Here is a 21241-nt window from a genome sequence, read left to right as displayed (position 1 = left end):
CGGCTCAGCCGTCGAGGTTCGGACGTAGCACACACGATTGGGATGGATTAATCTCTCGGTCAGGTCCTCTGGCATGGGGGAGCTACGCCAGCTCAACAGGAGATGTGGGTGGACTTCCGGATCCTGGGCCCACTTGAGGTCGTTCTCACTGACCGAAGGCTGGAGCTGGGGGGAGCCAGACAGCAGACGGTCCTCGCCGCGCTGCTCCTAGAGGCGGGCCGGACGGTCACGGTCTCCCGCCTCACGGAAACCATCTACGACGACGCCCCTCCGCCGACCGCCAAAGCCCAGATCCAGATCTGCGTCTCGGCCCTGCGGCGCCTGTTCGGCAACTGCGGCAGGCCCGACATCATCGTGACGCAGTCCAACGGCTACGCGGTGCGCATCGCCGACGAGGGGTTCGACCTCGGCCGGTTCGAACACCTCCTGCGCCAGGCCAAGCAGGCCCGGGCGGAGAACCGGGCCGAGGAGGCCGTGGCCCATTATCGCGACGCGCTCGGCCTGTGGCGGGGCCCCGCCCTGGAGGGCATCGAGAGCCGGGTCGTCCAGGCGGCGGCGATGCGCCTGGACGAGGACCGCGTCGCGGCCAACGAGGAATGCGTCGACCTGGAGTTCGACCTCGGCCACCACCACGAGCTGGTCGGCGAGCTGACCGCGCTGGTGGCGCAGTATCCGCTCCGCGAACGGCTGCGGGGGCAGCTCATGCTGGCCCTCTACCGCTCCGGCCGGCAGGCCGAGGCCCTGCAGGCCTACAACCAGGCCAGGCGCGTGATGATCGAGGAGTTGGGGATCGAGCCGCACGAGCGGCTCCAGCGGCTCCAGCACGCGATCCTCACCTCGGACCCCGCGCTGAACCTGCCCGCGACCGCCGTACGGGTGAGCACACCTCCGCCGCCCTCTCCGCCGGTCGCCGTGCCCCGGCTGCTGCCGACCGACATCGCCGACTTCAGCGGCCGGTCCAAGCTGGTGGACGAGATCCTGGAACGGCTGGTGGGCTCCGGCGGCGGTCCCGGCAGATACGCCGTTCCCATCGTCGCGCTGTCCGGCAAGCCCGGCATCGGCAAGAGCACCATGGCGGTGCACGTGGCACACCGGGTCGTCGAGCACTATCCGGACGGCCAGCTCTACGCCAACCTCCACGGCGGCTCCTCCCGGTCGGTCGCCGCCATCAGGGTGCTGGAACGCTTCCTGCGGGCGCTCGGCGTGACCGGCTCCTCCGTCCCGGAGGGCCTGGAGGAGCGGGCCGAGCTCTACCGCATGCTGCTCGCCGACAAGAAGGTGCTGATCGTCCTGGACGACGTCGGCACCGAGGGCCAGGTCCTGCCGCTGCTGCCCGGAAGCCCCAACGCGGCGGTCGTCCTCAGCAGCAGGAGCCGCCTGGCCGGACTGTCGGGCGCCGTCCACGTCGAGGTCGACGTCTTCGACTCGGCCCAGTCGCTCGACCTGCTCTCCCGCATCGCCGGGGCGGAGCGTGTGCAGTCCGAGCCCGCCTTCTCGGTGGCCCTGGCCGAGCTCTGCGGCCACCTGCCGCTGGCCCTGCGCATCGCGGGAGCCCGGCTGGCCGCCCGCCCCCACTGGAGCATCGAGCAGCTCGTCGAGCGGCTGGCGGACGAGACCCGTCGGCTGGACGAGCTCAAGCACGGCGAGATGGCGATCAGGGCGAGCATCTCCCTGACGTACGAGAGCGTGAGCGGCGACGCGAGGCGGCTGTTCCGGCGGCTGGCCATCCTGGACTGCGACATCATCACCGCCTGGCTCGGCTCGGCCCTGCTCGACCGGCCCGTCGCGGAGGCGCAGGACCTGCTGGACGACCTCGCCGACGCCCAGCTGCTGGAGACGACCGGCACCGGCCGGGGCGTCAACGTCCACTACCGCTTCCACGACCTCATAAGGGTCTTCGCCCGCGAGCGCCTGGCCGCCGAGGAGCCCATCGCCGAGCGCAGCGCGGCCCTGGGCCGGATGCTCGGCGGCCTGCTGACCCTGGTCGACGCGGCCAGGCGGAAGGAACTGGAGGACCGCCTCCTGATCCCGCCCCCGGCGTGGTCGCTGCCCGAGGCCCTGGTCGACCGGCTGGTGGAGCACCCGCTGGCCTGGTTCGAACGAGAACGGTCCATTCTGGTCTCGGGCATCAGGCAGGCGGCGCAGGCCGGTCTGACGGAGGTCTGCTGGGGGCTGGCGCTCGGCGCCGCCACCTTCTTCCTGTCGCGGTTCTACCTCGACGACTGGCGCGAGGCGCAGCAGCTCGCGATGGCCGCCGTGCAGCAGGCGGGGGACACGGCCGGGCAGGCCACCATGTTGTACGTCAACGGGGCACTGGCCTCCAACGAGCGCAGGTTCGACGACGCACGCCGTGACTACCTGGCGGCGATCCAGCTGTTCACCGAGCTGGACGACCAGCGCTCCCTCGCCACGGCGCTGGCCAACCTCGGCTATCTTCACCTGGTCACCGGACAGCTCGACGCCGCGGCCGAGCGGTGCCGGCAGGCGCTCGACCTCTCGCGGCGCCACGGCACGCCGAGCAACACGAGCAACGTGCTCTGCCACCTCGCGCAGATCCGGCTGTTGTTCTCCGACCCCGAGGGCGCCGAGGCCCTGCTGTCGGACGCGATGGAACTGGCGGGCGGCGTCAGCGGACGCCAGAAGGCCTACATCCAGGTCAGGCTGGGCTACACCTATCTGGAGCTGGGCCGGTCCGCGGAGGCGCTCAGGATCGTGGAGGCGGCGCTCGCCGTCTACCAGAAGATCGGCGACCCCATGGGCGAGTCGTACGCCCTGATCTGCACGGGCCTGGCCAAGCTGCGGCTCGGCGCCAGGGCCGAGGCGAGCGGCACGCTGCGGCACGCCCTGCTGCTGGCCACCACCACCGACGACCGGCTCAGCAGGGGCCGGGTGCTGGCGGCGCTGGCCGAGCTCGCCCTCGCCGAGGGAGACTCCGCCGGCGCGGTGACCGCCGCCGAGCAGGCGCTCGACCTGTTCGCCACGCTGGGCGTGCCGCTGGACGAGGTCAACGCGCTCAAGCTGCTCCGGGACGCGCACCGGGTGCGGGGCGACGACGCGTCGGCCGTGGAGGCCGTCGCCCGCATCCTGGCCATCGCGGCGAAGCTGGGCCCGGAGGTGGCCGAGCGGCTGCGGGTCGTGCTGGCGACGCCCACACATCGGGCCGGGATGTCCTAACCTGGCCGCTGCCGGGACTGCCAACCTGTTGGAATCCCTACCGGTTGGGTCATAGGATCAGCCCGCAACGGTAATCTTTTCGTCCATCCCCATCAACATGTGAAACCGATCATCCTTGTGGGCCCGGGAGACGGGTCCGATAAGTGCAAGGAGTCACGCGGTGAAGTTTCGCATTCTCGGGCCTCTGGAAGTCGTGGACGGCACGCATCGCGTGGACCTGGGCAGCACGAGACAGCAGACGGCCCTGGCCGTGCTCCTGCTGGACCACAGCCGGGGCACGTCCATCGGCAGGCTCATCGAGGCGGTCTACGACGACAACCCGCCCACGACCTGCCGTTCTCAGGTGCAGATCTGCATCTCGGCCCTGCGCCGGGTCTTCGCCCAGTACGGCCGGCCCAACCTGATCTCCACACACTCCCAGGGGTACGCGATCGAGATCGGGGACGACGAACTCGACTCCGACCGCTTCGGAAACCTGGTCCGGACGGCCCGGCGGGCGGCCTCGGCCGGCGCGGCCGAGGTCGCCGTCGGTCACTACCGCGAGGCGCTCGCCCTCTGGCGGGGTCACGCACTGGAGGGGATAGACGGCAGGCTGATCCGGGCGGCCGCCCGCCGCCTCACCGAGGACCGGATCGCCGCCCACGAGAACTGCATCGAGCTGGAGCTCTCCCTGGGACGGCACCGGGAGGTGATAGCCGAGCTGACGGAACTGGTGGAGCGGTATCCGCTCCGCGAGCAGCTGCGCGGCCAGCTGATGACCGCCCTCCACCAGTCGGGACGGCAGCCCGAGGCCCTGCACGTCTACCGTGAGGGCAGGCGGATCCTCGTCGAGGAGCTGGGGATCGAGCCGAACGAGCGGCTGCGGCGGCTCGAACACGCGATCCGGCTCTCCGTCGACACGGGGCGGCCGGCGCCGGCGCCACCGGTGAGCGCCGCCGTGGCGACGCCCCGGGCCGGCGCCCCGCGGATGCTGCCTGCGGGCATCGCCGACTTCACCGGCCGCGCCCCGCAGGTCGACGCCGTACGCCGCATCATCACGCCGTCCCCGGGGGAACGGGCGTCGTCCGCCGTGCCGATCGCGGTCATCACCGGCAAGCCGGGCGTCGGAAAGAGCACCGTCGCCGTCCACACCGCCCACACCGTCGCCGAACGGTTCCCCGACGGGCAGCTGTTCGCCGCCCTCCACGGCGGGGCGGCCCGCCCCGTGCATCCCTTCGACGTGCTGGGCCGGTTCCTGCGGGCGCTCGGCGTCCCGGGCGGCGCCGTACCGGAGACGCTGGACGAGCGGGCCGAGATGTACCGCGGCCTGCTGGCCGGCCGTACGGTGCTGGTGGTGCTCGACGACGCGGCCGGCGAGAGCCAGGTGGTGCCGTTGCTGCCGGGCAGCCCGGGCTGCTCGGTCATCGTCACCAGCCGCAGCAGGCTGACCGGCCTGCCCGGCGCGCGGAACGTCGAGGTGGACACCTTCGACACGGACCAGTCGATGCGGCTGCTGGCCCACATCGCGGGAGAGGACCGGGTGCGGTCGGAGCCGGCGTCGGCGCGGGCCCTCGCCGAGCTCTGCGGCCGGCTGCCGCTCGCGCTGCGCATCGCCGGATCACGCCTCTCCGCCCATCCGCACTGGAGCATCGAGCACCTGGCGGGGCGGCTGCAGGACGAGACCCGCCGCCTGGACGAGCTCAGGCACGGCGAGATGGGCATGCGGGCCAGCATCGCCGTCGCCTACGAGAGCACCGGCGACCTGGCCCGCACGCTGTTCCGCCGGCTCGCCATCCTCGACTTCCAGCCGTTCCCCTCGTGGGTCAGCGCCGCGTTGCTGGACCGGCCGCTGCACGAGACCCAGGACCTGATGGACGACCTGGCCGACGCCCAGCTCGTCGAGATCACCGGGACGGGGAGGGGAGCGCAGAGCCGGTATCGCTTCCACGACCTCATCCGGGTGTTCGCCAGGGAGCGCCTGGCCGCCGAGGAACCGGCCGCCGAGCGCGGCGCCGCGCTGGCCAGGGTGCTGAGCTGCCTGCTTCACCTCGCGCGGGACGCGCACCGCGAGCAGTACGGCGACGACTACGCGGGCCTCCACAGCGGCGACTCCCGCTGGCCGCTGCCCGACACGCTGGTCCGCCGCCTCGTCCAGCAGCCGCTTCCGTGGTACGAACGCGAGCGGCTGACGCTGGTGTCCGGGATCCGCCAGGCCGCCCAGGCCGGTCTCGCCGAGCTGTCCTGGAACCTGGCCATCTGCGCCGCGCCCTTCTTCGAGTCCGGGGTCTACTTCGACGAGTGGCGCGACATGAACACCCTGGCCCTGGCGGCCGCCCGCCAGGCCGGGGACCGCAGGGGCCAGGCGGTCATGCACTACTCGACGGGCCTGCTGTCGGCCGCCGAGCAGCGCTACGCCGACGCCCGCGGCAGCCTCGACACCGCGCTGGAGTTGTTCCGGCAGACCGGCAACGACCATGGTGTGGCCCTCGCCGTCCGCCGCATCGGCCTGCTGGAGTGCGAGTCGGGCCGCTTCGACGAGGCCGGGGCGCGCCGCGTGGTGGCGAGCCGGCTCGACGACGAGAAGCTGCAGGCACCCGGCCGGCGTTCCCCCCGTCCGGCCCGCGGCCGCCCGGCCTCAGGGCCCTCGCCGCGGAACGTGGAGACCCCCGCGCGCAAGTGATTCACCGCCCGTGCGTGAGCCGGGCAGACGAATGGAGCCGTCGGGTCGATTCCCGACGGCTCCATTTTCGTTCGTGCGACTCGTTCGTCTCTCATCGCTGGATTCACGGTTTCTGCCGTTATCGCGCACTCAGGGGCGTCACCTCGCAGGAGGCTCACAAATCGTTCAAACTTGCGCTTTCGCTGATATCACTGTAATAGTCTCGGCAGGCGCGCCGGCACCCCTAGACACCCTTGTCCGGATGGCCGCGGCCCGGTGGCCCGGTCACTCGTTCGCGGCCCCGGACCCCCGATAGAGCGGCGAAGGTGAACCGATAGCCGGCGCTGCGAGGCTGTGCGGAAGCGACCCGGAAGACGTCACTGGAGACTTCGAGATCGGTCCCCGAGGGTCCGATAGACAGGTGTGAGCTGAGCGATGAACATAACGGCGCAGGCATTGGACAGCGTTTTCGGCCGCGGCGCGGCCGGCGTTCGTTTGCGCCTGGAACGCGAGGTCGACGGTGTCTGGTGGCACGTGACCACCGCCGAGACCGATGGCGCGGGCGTCGTGAAGGGATGGGACACCGCCCAGTTGGAGCGCGGGCTCTACCGCATGATATTCGACAGCGACCACTATTTCGTCAATCTCGGAATGACCGCCGCCTATCCGGAGATCGCCGTGATGTTCCGCATCATCGGTGACGTGTCCTCCTTCCAGATCCAGGTGACGCTGTCGCCTTATTCCTATTCGACGTATTTCGGTTCGAACGGTTAACCCTGAGCCAGAGAGAAGGGATCTTCCGTTGACGAGGATGACCAAGGCGCTGCGGCGCTACAGCGCCCCCGAACCCGTCCGGCTGTCCGGCCGCCGCTGGCCCGACAACGTCATCACGCGGGCGCCTCGCTGGCTTTCCACCGACCTTCGCGACGGCAACCAGTCGCTGGCCAGTCCGATGAGCCCGGCGCGAAAGATGGCCATGTTCGATCTGCTGGTCCGGATGGGATACAAGGAGATCGAAGTCGGTTTTCCCGTGGCGAGCGAGGACGACCACGCCTTCCTGCGTGAGCTCATCGAGCGCGACCTCATTCCCGACGACGTGCGCGTCTCCGTTCTGGTGCAGGCGCGTGACGAGCTGATCCGGCGGACCGTGGAGAGCCTCGAAGGCGCTCCCCGCGCCACCATCCACCTCTACAACGCGACGTCGCCGTTGTTCCGGCGGCTGGTGTTCGGGATGACCAGGGACGAGTGCAAGGACCTGGCCGTCCAGGGCACGCGCCTGATGATGAAATACGCGGACAAGACGCTGAGCGACTGCGACCTGGGCTTCCAGTACTCTCCCGAGCTGTTCAACGACACCGAGCTGGACTTCTCCCTGGAGGTCTGCGAGGCGGTCATGGACGTCTGGCAGCCCGGCCCCGGGCGGGAGATCATCCTGAACTTCCCGACGACCGTCGAGCGGAGCACGCCCAACGTCTTCGCCGACCAGATCGAGTGGCTCGACCGCAACCTGTCCCGGCGGGAGCACGTCTGCCTGTCCATCCACCCGCACAACGACCGGGGGACCGGTGTCGCCTCGGCGGAGCTGGCCATGATGGCCGGCGCGCAGCGGATCGAGGGCTGCCTGTTCGGCAACGGCGAACGCGCGGGCAACGTGGATCTGGTCACGCTCGGCATGAACCTGTTCAGCCACGGCGTCGACCCGGGTGTCGACTTCTCCGACCTCAACGCGATCCGCCGGGTCGTGGAGGAGTGCAACGGCATCCCGGTCCACCCGCGCCACCCGTACGGGGGCGACCTCGTCTACACCTCCTTCTCCGGCTCCCACCAGGACGCCATCAAGAAGGGCTTCGACGCGCTGGAGCGGGAGGCCGCCGCGCACGGCGCCCCGATCGACGAGATGCCCTGGGCCATGCCGTACCTGCCCGTCGACCCTGCGGACGTGGGCCGGACCTACGAGGCCGTGGTGCGCATCAACAGCCAGTCCGGCAAGGGCGGCGTCGCCTACATCATGAGCACCTGGTACGGCAGGCACCTGCCGCGCGACCTGCAGATCGACTTCGCCCGGGTGGTGCAGCGGCGGGCCGACAGCGAGGGCATGGAGATCACCCCCAGCGGGGTGCGGGAGCTGTTCGAGAGCGAGTACACGTGCCCGCCCGGGCCGCCCGTCTTCGGGCCGGAGCCGCTCGCCGTCGAACTGCACGTTGACGGCGGAGGCTTCGAGGTGGGCGCCGAGCGCGCGGACGCGCTGCAGGCGCTCCGCGTGAGCCTCGCCGACTGGGGGATCGAGGTCCGCGCCGTCCACCGGACCGGCGTCGGCCAGGGGGAGCGGGACGTCGAGGCGGGCGTCGCGGTCTACGCCGAGTGCCGCCTCGGGGGCCGTACGCACTGGGGTGTGGGGATCGAGCGGGACGCCGAGGCCGCCGCGCTCCGGGCGGTGCAGGCCGTCGTCCACCGGGCCGCCCGGCGGGCCGAGCCCACCGGCAGGCACCACCGCGAACTGGGCGACGCGCACGAGCACGCGCGCCCGCGCAGGCGGCGGCTGGCCACCACCGCGTGACCGCGCACGACCATCCTCCGGCCCTCGTCCCCGGGCCCCGCACGGAAGGGCACGACGCGATGACGCGAAAGCAGCTGAAGAAGAGCCGGCCCTCGGGGCGTCCCGCCGCCAGGGACGAAGCGCCCGACCTGCGCACTCCCTCCGGCCGCCCGCTGAAGTTCTGACGCGCCTTCCGCCCGCCTCCGCCCCTGTCACGGGCGGGACGGGCGGCTGTCGCGCGCTCCGGCACGCTCCGGCCCGGCGCGTCCCGTCCCGCTGCGAGAGATGCCCGGAGGGGACGTCGTGGCGAGGGATAAGGGCGCGATAGCGATCCAAAAGCGGCCGGGGAGAACATCGTCTCCAACAAGCAGGCAAGCGTCCATTCGTAAGGACGGAAGCTCAGCTGGAGGGGGCCCGCTTGATGAACTTGATTGAGAGAGACGAGGCACTGGCCTCGTTACAGGAGATGCTGGCGGCCGCGCTGACCGGCAAGGGCAAGGTCGCGATGCTCAGCGGCACCGTCGCCACCGGGAAGAGCGCGCTGCTCGACGCGTTCGCCGAGCAGGCCGTGGAGCTGGGCGCCCTGCCCGTCGCCGCGACCGCGTCCCGCATGGAGCAGGACCTGCCGCTCGGCGTGCTGGGCCAGCTCATCGAAGAGGCGCCGCTGGTGGAGGAGGAGCGCGTGCGCGCGCTCGCGCTGCTCGAGGAGGGCAAGCGGACCGCGATGAGCTCCGGGCTCGCCTCCGAGACCCTCGACCAGGTGGACGCCCAGATCGCGCACGCTCTGTGCACCGTGCTGCTGGAGCTGTCGGAGCGCTATCCGCTGGTGATCGTGGTCGACGACGTGCACTACGCCGACCGCCCGTCGTTGCTGTGCCTGGCCTACCTCGCCCGGCGCGTACGCTTCGCCCGGATCATGGTGATCTTCAGCTACTCCGACTACGTGCGCAGCACCGACACCTTCTTCTGGACCGACCTGCTGCGCCAGCCGTACTGCGGCGTCGTGCAGCTCAACCCGCTGTCCCGGCAGGGCGTGCACACGCTGGTGCGCGAGCGGGCGGGCGAGGAGGTCGCGGTCCGCTTCGCCGAGGACTGGTACGCCTACAGCGCGGGCAACCCGCTGCTGGCCGCCGCCCTCATCGAGGACTACCTCGGCGGCCCGTCCGCGCGGGAACGGGACGGCGAGCCGGCGGCGGACGAGCCGGTGGTCGGCGAGCGGTACGGCCAGGCCGTGCTGACCTGCCTGCACCGCGGCGAGCCCGAGCTGCTCCGGATCGCCCGGTGCCTGGCGGTGCTCGGCGAGACCGACTCGCTCGACCGGCTGCTCGGCCTGGGCCACACCCAGATCAGCAGGGCGATGAACGCGCTGACGGCCGGCGGCGTGCTCAGCGTGGGCCGGTTCCGGCACGAGTCGGCCCGTACGGCCGTGCTGGCCGAGGTGGGCCTCGACGAGCGCCGGGACCTGCACCGCCGCGCGGCCGAACTGGCGCACGCGGACGGCGCGGCCACGTCGGTGATCGCCGATCACCTCGTCCAGGCGGGCCCGATCGACGCTCCCTGGGTGGTGCCGGTGCTGGAGGACGCGGCCAGGGACGCGCTGCGCGAGGGCCGCACCGAGCGTGGCGTGGACTACCTGCGCCTCGCGTGGCAGGCGTGCACCGACGAGCGGCGCCGCCTCAAGATCGCCACGATGCTGGTGCGTGCCGAGTGGCGCATCAACCCCGAGGCGCCCGACCGGCATCTGGCCGATCTCACCGAGGCGATGCAGCGCGGTCACCTACGCGGCGGCGACGGCGTGGTCCTGGCCCGCGCACTGCTCTGGCACGGCAGGTACGACGACGCGCAGGACGTGATCGAGCACCTGACCACCGCGGGATACGAGAGCGACCCCGAGACGGTGATGGAGCTCAACATCGCGCGCCCGTGGCTGCGCGCCACCCATCCCGCCTTCGCGTCCAAGCTCGGCGAGCCGCGCGCGGACACCGGAACGGCCCTGGTGTCGGTGGCCGCGGGGCGGCGCCTGGAGACGGCGACCGCGCTCGCGCAGGTGCTCGTGAACGGCCCGCACGAGGGCGCCCTGATCGCCGTCGAGCGCATCCTGCGGCTCGCGCGCCTCGACGAGATGTCGATGGACACCGTGGAGTGCGCGCTGCTCGCGCTCACCTACGGCGGCCAGGCGGAGAAGGCCGCGCCGCTGTGCGACCTGTTCAGCGTCGAGGCGTCCTCCCGGCGCGCCCCGAGCCGCCAGGCGAGGCTCTCGGCCATCCGCGCCGAGATGGCCGTACGGCAGGGCGACATGGTCAGCGCCGAGCAGTACGCGCGGGCCGCGTTGGAGATCATGCCCATCACCAGCTGGGGCGTCACGGTGGGCAGCCCGCTCGGCAGCCTGGTGATCGCGCTGACCGCGATGGGCAGGTTCGACGACGTGCACGACATCCTCGACCGGCCCGTGCTGGACGCCATGTTCGAGAGCCGCTACGGCCTGCACTACCTGTACGCCAGGGGCCGCTACAGCCTGGCGGTCGGGCAGGCGGCGCTGGCCCTGCGGGACTTCCAGCTCTGCGGCGAACTGACCGGCAGGTGGGGCCTGGACGTGCCGGGCCTGCTGCCGTGGCGGGCCGGCGCCGCCGAGGCCTGTCTGCAGTTGGGGCGCACTGAGCAGGCCGCGAAGCTGATCGAGGACCAGTTGTCCCGCTGCAACTCCCGCACACCGCGGGAGCTCGGCATGACGATCCGCCTGCTGGCGGCCACCAGCGAGCTGCGGCACCGGCCGATGCTCCTGCGCAAGTCGGCCGACATGCTGCAGAACGGGGGCGACCGCTACGAGCAGGCCCGATCGCTCTTCGACCTCGCGGAGGCCTACCGCGGCCTGGGCGAGCACCGGAGGGTGGGCATGATCATGATCCGGGCGCGGGCCCTGATGAAGGAGTGCGGCGCCGAGATCGGCGGCCCGCAGGCGGCGGCCGAGACCGGCAAGCAGACGGCCCCGGCTCTGAGCGGGGGCAGCGCCGCGCTGCTGAGCGAGGCCGAGCGCCGGGTCGCGGTGCTGGCCGCCGCCGGGCACACCAACCGGGAGATCGCCGGTGAGCTGTACCTGACGGTGAGCACGGTGGAGCAGCACCTCACCCGGATCTACCGCAAGCTCGACATCACCAGCCGGGCCGATCTGCCCGCGGTCCTCGAGTTCGGCGGGGCCGCCGTCGGCTGAGCTCATCCCACCGCTGTTTCACCGTGGTCCCCGGTGGCCGGCCCGTAAGGGGCCGGCCACCGGTGGACCGGAACACCGATATCCGGACTGGTTCCGGTTCTTTTTGGGTCGTGTCCTATTGGCGCGGTCGCCGTCCTTTTTAGGGGTGTTGTCGCGTTCATCGGCCGCCTTACCCTGAGGGCACCCGGTTGTGCCGTCAGGAGGAATACATATGGGGACCGTGGTGACGCGGGTCAGCGACCTGCCGAAAGAATCGATGCGGGAACGGCTGGCGGATTTGCAGGTGCTCAAGGAGAGCATCCATTCGGGCCCGAGTGAGGAGGCGACCGCGCGCCAGCACGCCAAGGGCAAGCTCACCGTGCGGGAGCGCCTGGACGTGCTCCTCGACAGCGGGTCCTTCGTGGAGGTCGAGGCGTTCCGGCAGCACCGGGCCACCGGTTTCGGGCTGGAGCACCGCCGGCCGTACACCGACGGCGTGGTGGCGGGGTGGGGCAAGGTCTACGGCCGTGACGTCATGGTCTTCGCCCACGACTTCCGGATGTTCGGCGGCGCGCTCGGCGAGGCACACGCCGAGAAGATCCACAAGGTGATGGACCTGGCCGAGGCCGCCGGGGTGCCGCTGATCGGTTTGAACGACGGCGCCGGGGCGCGGATCCAGGAAGGTGTGACCGCGCTTGCCGGCTATGGCGGTATTTTCCGGCGGAATGTGCGGATGTCGGGGGTGATTCCACAGATCAACGTCATGCTCGGCCCGTGCGCGGGGGGAGCGGCGTACTCGCCGGCTCTCTCCGATTTCGTGTTCATGGTGCAGAACACGGCCCAGATGTTCATCACGGGCCCGGACGTCGTGAAGGCGGTGACCGGTGAGGAGATCAGCGCCGACGACCTCGGTGGTGCGCGGGTGCACGGATCAGTCTCCGGCGTGGCGGGGTTCGTCTGCCCCGACGAGGTGTCGTGTCTTGAGGAAGTCCGCTATCTGCTGTCTTTGCTGCCCGCCAACAACCAGGAACTGCCGCCGTCGATCACCTGCACCGACCCGGCGAACCGGCGCAACGACGCCCTGCTCGACCTGGTGCCGGCTGATCCGGCGATCTCCTACGACATGTCGGCGGTGATCGAGGAGATCGTCGACGACGGGGAGTTCTTCGAGTTCCACGCGGGCTGGGCGCAGAACCTCATCTGCGGGCTGGCGAGGTTCGACGGCCACGTCACCGGCATCGTCGCCAACCAGCCCGCCCACCTGGCCGGGGTGCTCGACATCAAGGCCTCGGAGAAGGGCGCGCGCTTCATCCAGATGTGCGACGCCTTCAACATCCCCCTGGTCAGCCTGGTCGACGTGCCGGGCTTCCTGCCCGGGACCGACCAGGAGCACGGCGGCATCATCAGGCACGGCGCCAAACTGCTCTACGCGTACTGCGCCGCGACCGTGCCGCGCATCTCGATGGTGCTGCGCAAGGCGTACGGCGGCGCGTACATCGTGATGGACTCCAGGTCGATCGGCGCGGACCTGTCCTTCGCCTGGCCGACCAACGAGATCGCGGTCATGGGCGCGGAGGGCGCGGCCAACGTCATCTTCCGCCGGGAGATCGCCGCGGCAGACGACCCCGTCGAGGCGCACGCCCGGCGGGTGGAGGAGTACCGCAGGCAGCTCATGCACCCCTACTACGCCGCCGAGCGCGGGCTGGTGGACGACGTCATCGACCCGGGCGAGACCAGGGCCACCCTGACCAGGGCGCTCGGCCTGCTGCGGGCCAAGCAGGCGTCGGAGCCGCGGCGCAAGCACGGAAACCCCCCGATGTGATGGGCGGCGAGGAACTGCGGGTGGTCGCGGGAAATCCCACCGAGGAGGAGATCTGCGCACTGGTGTGCGCCCTGTACGCCGTCGCGGCGGACCGCGCGGACGGCGGAGAACCCGGGCCGGTCGAGCGGCCGAAGAGGCACCGGCCCCGGCTGCGCCTGCCGGACTACGGCTCGCCCCGGTCCTGGGTGGCGTGTCACCGCACCGACGCGCTCACCGGTGTCCGGTGAGGACGCGGCCGCCGTCCCGGGCGCTCCCGGGGCGGCGGCTCTCCAGGCTCTCCAGCCGGACGGGCTCCAGGCGGACGGCTTCTAGCGGGACGGCCTCGACGAACGCGTCTTCCACCGGATGTCGGGCAGCAGGGCGCGCACCGAGCGCCCGCGGATCGCGCCGAGCCACAGGCCCGACCCGTACGCCGCGTCGTCCAGGCGCCGGGCCACGGCATAGCGGACCGGGTCGAGATGCGCGCCGGTGCGCCGCAGATCGGTCAGCGCGTCCATGACGGCCACGGCGGCCACGGCCCGGCGGAGCCGCTTGGACAGCAGGCAGCCGACGGCGGCGAGCGGCCACCAGTGGCGGAGCAGGAGCGCCGTCGCCTGCCAGACGGCGGCGACGGCTCCGTCGGACGTCAGCGTCAGGGCGAGGCGCACCGGGTGCTCGCTCCGTCTGACCTTGGCCGACATCGTCGCGGCCGTGCCGGCGAAGATCAGCGCCGCGACCGGCAGGGACCACCGCCGCTGCGCCAGCAGCGCCAGCACGAAGGCCGCGCTCCACGGCGCCAGCACGGCGGGGGCCACGTCGCGGCCGTGCCGCCGGGCGAGCAGGTCGGCGCCGGTGCCGTAGAAGGCCTTGCGCCGCAGCCAGTCGTGGACCACCGTGCGGTGCTCGTGCCGCACCGTCGCGGCCGGTTCGTAGCGCACCCGCCAGCCCGCCCGCGCCAGCCGCCACACCAGGTCGACGTCCTCGCCGACGCGCATCTCGGCGCTGAAGCCGTGGCCGAGCGCGTCGGCCCGCGCCAGCAGGAACGCGCTCGGGACCCAGGAGACCGGCGCCCTCGGGCGTACGATGCCGGGGTCGAGGCCCAGGTCGAGGGAGGACCGCGCGTCCTCGTAGCGGAGGATCCAGCGGTCCCGGCCCGGCAGGCGGAGCCCCAGCACGCGCGGCGCGGCCACGGCGACCCGGGGGTCGGCGAAGTGCCGGAGCAGGGTCGATACCGTGCCGGGTTCGAGGACCACGTCGGAGTCCGCGAAGGCGACATAGGGCGTGGTCACCCGGCGCAGGCCCGCGTTGCGGGCCGCGGCGGGCCCGACGTTCTCCGCCAGTGCGACGAGCACCGCGCCGTGCGCCGCCGCGACCTCCGCGACGGCCTCCGGGGCGGCCGACGCGTCGTCCACCACGATCACGCGGTGCCGGCCACCGATGCCCGACAACAGCCGGTCGAGCGCGGCGGGACGGTCGCGCACCGGCACGACCACCGTCACCTGGGCGGGGTCGAGTGCGGGCAGGTCTCCGACGACGGGATCGGCCAGGCCCGCCTCCAGCAGCCGGTCGGCGAGCAGGGCCGAGACGCGGTCGCGGACCCGCAGCCCACGGCCGTCGAACAGGTCCGCGGCGGCTTTGGTGAGGTACATGACCCGCGTCGGCGCGCCGCCCACGAGGGTGCGGCCGCCGTCGCGGACCCGGACCCGCCGGTTCAGCCTGACCGTGAAACCGTCCGGAAGCCCGCCGGACGTACAGGGGTCCGCGCCTCCGCTCTTGTCCTCGTCGCCGAGGCCGCCGTCGGCCCGGTCGTTCAGCGCCGGGTCGTTCAGCGCCGGGTCGCTCGGTTCCGGGCCGCCGTGGACCTGCTTGCCGGTGCTCTGCTCACCGGTGGTCCGGTCGCGCGGCGTCTGATCGTGCGGTGTCGGGTTGCGGGGAGCCCGGTTATGTGGGGTGCGGCTGGTCAGGGTCATGGGGTGAAGCCTCCGTCCGCCGATATCACCGATCCGTTGACGACGCCTCCCTCGCGAGAGCAGCAGAACGCGATGGTCTCGGCGATCTCGGCGGGCTCGATCAGGCGGCGCAGCAGCTGGGACGAGGAGAAGCACTCGACGCCGTCCAGGCCGTACACCTCGGCGGTGGCGGCGAGCATCGGCGTGCGGGTCGAACCGGGGGAGACGGCCGCCGCGGTCACCCCGGTGCCCACCAGGTCGGCCGCGAGACCGCGCACCAGCCCGACCACCGCGTGCTTGGCCATCGTGTACGCCGACAGGCGGAACAGCCCGTGCGAACCGGCCGCCGAGGCGACCGCGACGAAGCGGCACGCTCCCGGCTCGGGCCCCGCCAGCATGTGCGGGACGCACGCCGCGGCGGTGTTCCACACCCCGAGCACGTCGGTCTCCCACAGCGCGCGCACGTGCGTGTCCGGCGTCTCCCACAGCGGCAGGCCGCCGGCCATGACCGCCGCGGCGGCCACGGCCGCGTCCAGCCGGCCGAAGCGGTCCGCCGCCACGGCGGCGGCGCGGGCGAGCGCGTCGCGGTCGCGCACGTCCGCGATGTACGGCACCACCGCGCCGGGGAGGTCGTCGGCCAGCGACTTCAGGTCCGCGTCGGCCGCGAGCGGGTAGGTCACCCCGGCGGGCCGGGCCGGGCCGTCCGCCGCGCACGAGTCGACCGCGACCACCCGGTAGCCCCTGGCGCACAGCGCCCGCACGACGGCGGCGCCGATCCCGCGCGCCGCCCCCGTCACCAGGGCGACCCGACGACCCTCCTCCGGCCCGCTCCCGCCGCTCTCGCTCCCCTTACTCACCACCGGCACCCGCTCAGGCCTGGTGGGCGGCTCGGGTCCGGCGCGCCGTGGCAGCCCTCGCCCACGTCTTGGCTCACGAGGCCGCTCACCTGCTGCTCACCTGGCTCATGTCGGGGAGACCGTCGCGGGTGCGGGGAGGAGGCGGCCGGTGTGGTCGGCCCGTCGGTGCCGGATGCGGGCGGCGACGTCGCCGGCCATCCGGTCGAGCAGGCGGCGTCCCTCGCCGGCGGTGGCCCTGGTCGGATCGCCGAGCACGCCGGAGGGCGACACGGCGGCGACGCCCCTCGCCGCGAGCGCGGGCATGATCTCGGCGAGCGGAGCGAGGTTGCCCGGCTCCGCCCGGGCCATGTCCACCAGGTCCGGGGCCAGGTGCAGCATGAGCGACGTCTCGGTGTGTCCGGCGTGGGCGTCGGCCGGCCCGGCCGCGCACGGTGCCCAGCACACGTCGTGGCCCTCCTCACGCAGCAGTGACATCGCTGCGGCGAGGGCGTCGAGGTTGCCGCCGTGACCGTTCACGATCACGACGCGCCCGGCCCAGCGGGACAGGGAGCGGACCAGTTCGACGAGCAGGAAGCGGAGGGCGGCGGTCCCGATGGACATCGTGCCGGGGAAGTCCTGGTGCTCGCCGCTCGCGCCGTACGCGACCGCCGGCGCCACGAGGACGGGGTCGTCCGGAGCCGCCGTGAGAAGGCGGGCGGCGGCGGCCCTCGCCACCGCCGCCGCGACCGCCGTGTCCGTGTGCAGGGGCAGGTGCGGGCCGTGCTGCTCGGTGGAGCCGAGCGGCACCAGCACGGTCGGCGAGGGCGGCAGCGCGGGCCACGACAGGTCCGCCAGGCCGCCTTCGCCGTCGCCCCTTTCACGCATCGCGCGGAGACCCGATCTCCCCGGTAACCCCGATCTCCCTTGTGAACCCCGGCGGGACCAGCACGTCGCCGGGCTCCAGGTCGTGGATCGACGCGCGGCCCAGCCCGAGCAGCGCCGAGTCGATGCCGTTCCGCAGGATGTCGAGCACGTTCTCCACCCCCGCCTGGCCGCCCGCGGCGAGGCCCCACAGCGAGGCGCGTCCGATCATCACGGCCCGCGCGCCGAGCGCCAGGGCCTTGACCACGTCGCCCCCGCGCCGTACGCCGCCGTCGAGCAGGACCTCGGCCTGGTCACCGACCACCCGGGCGATGCCCGGGAGCAGCCGGATGGTCGCGGGCGTGCCGTCCAGGTTGTTGCCGCCGTGGTTCGACACCGAAATCGCGGTGGCCCCGGCGTCCACCGCGCGGCGGGCGTCGTCGAGCCGGGAGACGCCCTTGAGCATGAACGGGCCGTCCCACTGCTCGCGCATCCACCGCACGTCCTCCCAACTGGGCGGCGGGGTCTGCATCCACTCGCCGTACGCGCCGAAGAACGTCGGCGCGGGACGGCCGGGCTCCGCGACGTTGGGGACGGTGAGGTCGGGCAGGCGGCCGGTCCTGGCGAAGCCGAGCAACCAGCGTGGCCGGGTGAGGCCCTGCGGCGCGAAGCGGGCGAGCGCCCTCAGGTCCAGGCGGTCGGGGATCCAGGGGCTGCCCCAGTCCCTGCCGTGGGAGAACGTCCAGTCCAGGGTCACGATCAGCCCCTTGACCCCGGCGTCGCGGGCCCGCTCCATGTGCCCGGCCATGCTCTCCCGGGTGCCCATCCAGTACATCTGGAAGAAGGTCTGCGGGTTGGCGGCCACGACCTCTTCGACGGGCTTGCTGGCGAAGTTGCTCAGCCCCATGATCGTGCCGCGCGCGGCGGCGGCGCGAGCCATCGCGACCTCCCCGTCGGGATGCACGGCCTGCACCCCGGTGGGGGAGATGAGCACCGGTAGGGAGATCTGCTGTCCCATGACGGTGGTGGCCAGGTCGCGCTTGGCGGGCAGGTCGGCCACGTGTGGCGCGAAGCCGAGTTCGGCGAACGCGGCCGTGTTGTCGTGGTATGTCCGGCCCCTTTCCGAACCGGCGAGCAGCGCGGAGTACACCGACTTCGGCAGGTGGCGCCGCGCCCTGCGCTGCGCCTCCGCAACCGTCTCGAACCAGGCGTTCGCGGCCACGAGCTATCGTCCTTCTGCTACACGTCGGATGAGGGGGTGAACCCGGCGAGCGGGCTCTCCGCGCACGCGTGCACGGGTGGCTGTACGGGTGGCGCGGCGGGGGAGGGACGGCGTCCGATGCGCACCGGAACCGGCCCGGCTCCGGCCCGCCGGGCGCCGGGGCGGCGGGAGTGGTCCTGGCTGGGCCGGGGCACCGTGCGGCCGCCCGCCGCGAGCGCGGCGGCGGCGTGCCCCTGCACGCATTCGGGGTCGGGACCGTCGAGCGGCAGGCCGGTGAAGAACTTGGCCGCCATGCACCCGCCCCGGCAGGAGTCGAAGAACCCGCATCCGGTGCACGCGCCCGAGGTCTGCGGCGACCGCAGGTCCCCGAACAGCTCCGACTCCCGCCACACGGCGGCGAACCCGCCGTCGGAGAGCACGTTGCCGGCGCGGAAGCGGTCGTGGATCGCGAACGGGCAGGCGTACACGTCGCCCAAGGGGTCGATCAGGCAGACCACCCGGCCCGCGCCGCACAGGTTCAGCCCCGGCAGAGACTCGCCGTACCCCGCGAGGTGGAAGAACGAGTCGCCGGTGAGCACGTCCTCGCCCGCGCGCAGCAGCCACTCGTACAGGTCGCGCTGCTGGGCCGCCGTCGGATGCAGCTCGTCCCACACATCGGCGCCCCGCCCCGACGGGCGCAGCCGGGTGAGCCGGAGCGTCGCCCCGCGCTCGTCGGCGATGGCCTTGAACTCGTCGAGCTGGCCCGCGTTCTCCCGGGTCACGACCACCGAGAGCTTCGCGTCGGCGAACCCGGCCGCGGCGAGGTTGTCGAGCGCCCGCAGCGCGGTCTCGTACGACCCCGGGCCGCGGACCCGGTCGTTGACCTCGGGGGTGGCGCCGTCGAGCGACACCTGGACGTCGACGTAGTCCGTGGCGGCCAGGAAGCGCGCCCGCTCGGGGGTGAGGCGCGTCCCGTTGGTGGAGAACTTCACCCCGACCTGGTGGTTCACGGCGTACTGCACGAGGTGCCAGAAGTCGGGCCGTACGGTCGGCTCGCCGCCGCCGATGTTCACGTAGAAGACCTGCATGGCCTGCAGCTCGTCGATCACCGCCTCGCACTGGGCGGTGGCGAGCTCACGCGGGTCACGCCGCCCCGACGACGACAGGCAGTGCACGCACGACAGGTTGCAGGCGTAGGTGAGCTCCCAGGTCAGGCAGATGGGCGCGGCCAGGCCGTACTCGAACCGCTTGGCCAGCGACCCGCTCGCCGTCCCGGAGCGCGCCACACCGTTCTGTGCCGCCGCGTTCTGTGCCGCTATGTGCTGTGCCGCTGTGTGCTGTGCCGGCAAGCTCTGGGCCGGGATGCTCTGGGCCGCGGTGCTCTGGCCCGCCGTGCCCGGTGCAGCCGTGATGTGGGGCGGCCGTGTCCGGTCCGCCTCCGTCCGTCCGCGCGGCCTGATCATGTCCGCGCCGGCGAGGCCCCGCAGGGCCTCCGCGTACGCGGGCCACCGGCCGGCGGGAACGCCGGCGCGGGTCAGCGCGGCACGGGCGTCGGGCTCGCCGGAGAGGTCGCGGAGCACTGAGACCAGCTCGGGACGCTTGAGGAAGGTCAGCCGCCGGTTGCCGAAGTGGTAGGCCAGCGCCCCGAACGGCTCCGGCCGCAGCGCCACCCGGGGAGACAGCTCCCAGGCCTCGTCCAGGGGATCGGTCATCAGTAGACGCCGCACATGCCGTCGATCGACACCTCTTCGATCAGCGTCTCCGCCGTCAGCTCCTCCGTCGCCTCGGCCGGAACGGTCGTCTCCTCCATGGCTGCTCCTTCCTCGGGGCGCGGAACGTGGTCTTCCGGGATAAGCGGGTCTTCTGGGTTGGGCGGTTTTCTGGATTGAGCGGGGTTCGGGGACAAGCGGGTTTTCGGGATATTCGTGCCGCGAGAGGCGGACCGGGGCGTCCTCGCGGAATAGCCGGCGCTCTCGTGATGTGAGGGAAGGGAATACCGCCGCGACGGTCGCGATTCGAGCGGCCTCGATCCGAGCCCGCTCGGTTCAAGCGAACTCGAAGGAGGCGAACTCGCCTTTCTGCTGAAACACCAATCACACTAAAAGGAGCGATAGGCGCGGAAAACCCCTAGGCACCCTTGTCCAGGCAGCCCCTGTCCCCGCCCATCCGGTACCCACCCCCAGCCGCCCCAGCTTTCCCTGCCGGCCCGGCGCCCACGCCGTGCGATGCCGGTGTCTCAGACCTGGCCGGGCTTGGCCGGCCGGGAGATGGGGCGTGTGAGCCGCGACGCGGCGCTGTCGAGGAGCATCTCCAGGGCGGCGGGGTAGGCGCTGTCGTTCATGTGGGCGACCAGCAGGGGGGCGACCGCCGCGATGTTGGGGTGGGTGGCCCGGGGCAGACGGGCGTAGGTCGCCCGCCAGATCTCCTCGTCGGCCTCGCGCGCCTCGGCGGGCAGCGCCAGGGAGGCGGCGTCCAGCGCCGCGAAGGCCAGCGTCATGTCGATGAAGGTGTGGTAGACGCCGACCGCCTCATGGTCGGGGAATCCCGCGCCGCGCAGCAGCCCGAGGATCGCCTCGTCGGCCGCGATCTCGTGCGCCTTGCCGCTGATGCGGCTGGCGGTCAGCACCGCCGCCTGCGGGTGTTCGAGATAGGCGGCGTGGATGCGCAGGCCCAGGTCGCGAAGACCGGCGCGCCAGTCGCCGCCGCCGCGCCAGCCGTCCATCGCCCGCCCGATGAGCAGGTCGCCGATGGCGAGGGTCAGGTCGTCGACGCCCCTGAAGTAGCGGTAGAGCGTGCTGGGGTCGGCGCCCAGGGCGAGGCCGAGCCGCCGTACGGTGAGCCCGGCGGGGCCGTGCTCGCGCAGCATGCGCAGCGCGGTCCGCACGATCAGGCCCTCCGAGAGGACCACACCGCTTTTCGTCGGACGGCGCCTCCGGCGCGCCGACTCGCCCACCACCGGCTTCGGCACGGCGTCCCCCTCTCCTCGCCACCCACCTTATGCCAACGCCATTGACGTTCCGGGTGGGCGTGGCGTTGGATCGACACATCAGGGGCCTTT

General features: G+C 72.4%; 14 protein-coding genes. 7 read left to right on the top strand and 7 right to left on the bottom strand.

Features of this window, described 5'->3' with window-relative positions; genetic code table 11:
* Positions 1-108 precede the first annotated feature (108 nt).
* From Mam01_RS33175 to Mam01_RS33145, 7 genes are all read left to right on the top strand, one after another.
* The gene (locus tag Mam01_RS33175) at positions 109-3174 is read left to right on the top strand and encodes an AfsR/SARP family transcriptional regulator (protein WP_204289115.1); all 3066 of its coding nucleotides are present in this window, start codon (positions 109-111) and stop codon (positions 3172-3174) included.
* 160 nt (positions 3175-3334) lie between these two features.
* Positions 3335-5833, top strand: a complete 2499-nt coding sequence (locus Mam01_RS33170) for an AfsR/SARP family transcriptional regulator (RefSeq protein WP_204289114.1) — start codon at positions 3335-3337, stop codon at positions 5831-5833.
* Between the two features lie 414 nt (positions 5834-6247).
* Positions 6248-6586 carry a hydroxyisourate hydrolase gene (locus Mam01_RS33165; RefSeq protein ID WP_150939799.1) on the top strand — a complete coding sequence of 113 codons (339 nt, stop codon included), beginning with the start codon at positions 6248-6250 and terminating at the stop codon, positions 6584-6586.
* Between the two features lie 37 nt (positions 6587-6623).
* Positions 6624-8369 (top strand): 2-isopropylmalate synthase, encoded by a 1746-nt coding sequence (locus Mam01_RS33160; protein ID WP_204289133.1) that lies wholly within the window; start codon positions 6624-6626, stop codon positions 8367-8369.
* A gap of 400 nt (positions 8370-8769) precedes the next feature.
* A complete protein-coding gene (locus Mam01_RS33155; RefSeq protein WP_204289113.1) occupies positions 8770-11556 on the top strand; it encodes a helix-turn-helix transcriptional regulator in 2787 nt (928 codons plus the stop codon).
* A gap of 211 nt (positions 11557-11767) precedes the next feature.
* A complete protein-coding gene (locus tag Mam01_RS33150) occupies positions 11768-13357 on the top strand; it encodes an acyl-CoA carboxylase subunit beta (protein WP_225312145.1) in 1590 nt (529 codons plus the stop codon).
* Positions 13357-13584 (top strand): acyl-CoA carboxylase subunit epsilon, encoded by a 228-nt coding sequence (locus tag Mam01_RS33145; RefSeq protein ID WP_204289112.1) that lies wholly within the window; start codon positions 13357-13359, stop codon positions 13582-13584. The genes Mam01_RS33150 and Mam01_RS33145 overlap by 1 nt, the downstream gene beginning before the upstream one ends.
* Positions 13585-13665: 81 nt before the next feature.
* Here the strand turns inward: Mam01_RS33145 and mftF are convergent, their stop codons facing one another.
* From mftF to Mam01_RS33105, 7 genes are all read right to left on the bottom strand, one after another.
* Positions 13666-15306 carry a mycofactocin biosynthesis glycosyltransferase MftF gene (gene mftF, locus Mam01_RS33140; RefSeq protein WP_204289111.1) on the bottom strand — a complete coding sequence of 547 codons (1641 nt, stop codon included), beginning with the start codon at positions 15304-15306 and terminating at the stop codon, positions 13666-13668.
* Positions 15303-16142, bottom strand: a complete 840-nt coding sequence (locus Mam01_RS33135) for a mycofactocin-coupled SDR family oxidoreductase (protein WP_204289110.1) — start codon at positions 16140-16142, stop codon at positions 15303-15305. Before Mam01_RS33135 ends, mftF begins: the two co-directional genes overlap by 4 nt.
* Before the next feature lie 105 nt (positions 16143-16247).
* Positions 16248-17006, bottom strand: a complete 759-nt coding sequence (gene mftE / locus Mam01_RS33130; RefSeq protein ID WP_204289109.1) for a mycofactocin biosynthesis peptidyl-dipeptidase MftE — start codon at positions 17004-17006, stop codon at positions 16248-16250.
* Positions 16999-18204, bottom strand: coding sequence for a pre-mycofactocin synthase MftD (gene mftD, locus Mam01_RS33125; protein ID WP_204289108.1), 1206 nt, complete (start codon positions 18202-18204; stop codon positions 16999-17001). Before mftD ends, mftE begins: the two co-directional genes overlap by 8 nt.
* Before the next feature lie 17 nt (positions 18205-18221).
* Positions 18222-19895: a mycofactocin radical SAM maturase gene (mftC, locus tag Mam01_RS33120; protein ID WP_239101810.1), complete on the bottom strand. Its 1674-nt coding sequence runs from the start codon at positions 19893-19895 to the stop codon at positions 18222-18224.
* Positions 19895-19993, bottom strand: coding sequence for a mycofactocin precursor MftA (gene mftA, locus Mam01_RS33110; RefSeq protein ID WP_117409937.1), 99 nt, complete (start codon positions 19991-19993; stop codon positions 19895-19897). The genes mftC and mftA overlap by 1 nt, the downstream gene beginning before the upstream one ends.
* A gap of 426 nt (positions 19994-20419) precedes the next feature.
* Positions 20420-21151: a TetR/AcrR family transcriptional regulator gene (locus Mam01_RS33105; protein ID WP_204289107.1), complete on the bottom strand. Its 732-nt coding sequence runs from the start codon at positions 21149-21151 to the stop codon at positions 20420-20422.
* Between the last annotated feature and the right edge of the window lie 90 nt (positions 21152-21241).

Source organism: Microbispora amethystogenes (genome assembly GCF_016863015.1).
GTDB lineage: Bacteria > Actinomycetota > Actinomycetes > Streptosporangiales > Streptosporangiaceae > Microbispora > Microbispora amethystogenes.
The sequence above is the reverse complement of the archived record's forward strand: the minus strand, read 5'-3'. Positions and strand labels throughout refer to the sequence as shown.

Coding starts and splice junctions, on each gene's coding strand:
- Mam01_RS33160 (WP_204289133.1), top strand. CDS start 6,624: ATGACCAAGGCGCTGCGGCGCTACAGCGCCCCCGAACCCGTCCGGCTG.
- Mam01_RS33165 (WP_150939799.1), top strand. CDS start 6,248: ATGAACATAACGGCGCAGGCATTGGACAGCGTTTTCGGCCGCGGCGCG.
- Mam01_RS33145 (WP_204289112.1), top strand. CDS start 13,357: ATGGGCGGCGAGGAACTGCGGGTGGTCGCGGGAAATCCCACCGAGGAG.
- Mam01_RS33155 (WP_204289113.1), top strand. CDS start 8,770: ATGAACTTGATTGAGAGAGACGAGGCACTGGCCTCGTTACAGGAGATG.
- mftE (WP_204289109.1), bottom strand. CDS start 17,006: ATGCGTGAAAGGGGCGACGGCGAAGGCGGCCTGGCGGACCTGTCGTGG.
- mftF (WP_204289111.1), bottom strand. CDS start 15,306: ATGACCCTGACCAGCCGCACCCCACATAACCGGGCTCCCCGCAACCCG.
- Mam01_RS33150 (WP_225312145.1), top strand. CDS start 11,768: ATGGGGACCGTGGTGACGCGGGTCAGCGACCTGCCGAAAGAATCGATG.
- mftA (WP_117409937.1), bottom strand. CDS start 19,993: ATGGAGGAGACGACCGTTCCGGCCGAGGCGACGGAGGAGCTGACGGCG.
- mftC (WP_239101810.1), bottom strand. CDS start 19,895: ATGACCGATCCCCTGGACGAGGCCTGGGAGCTGTCTCCCCGGGTGGCG.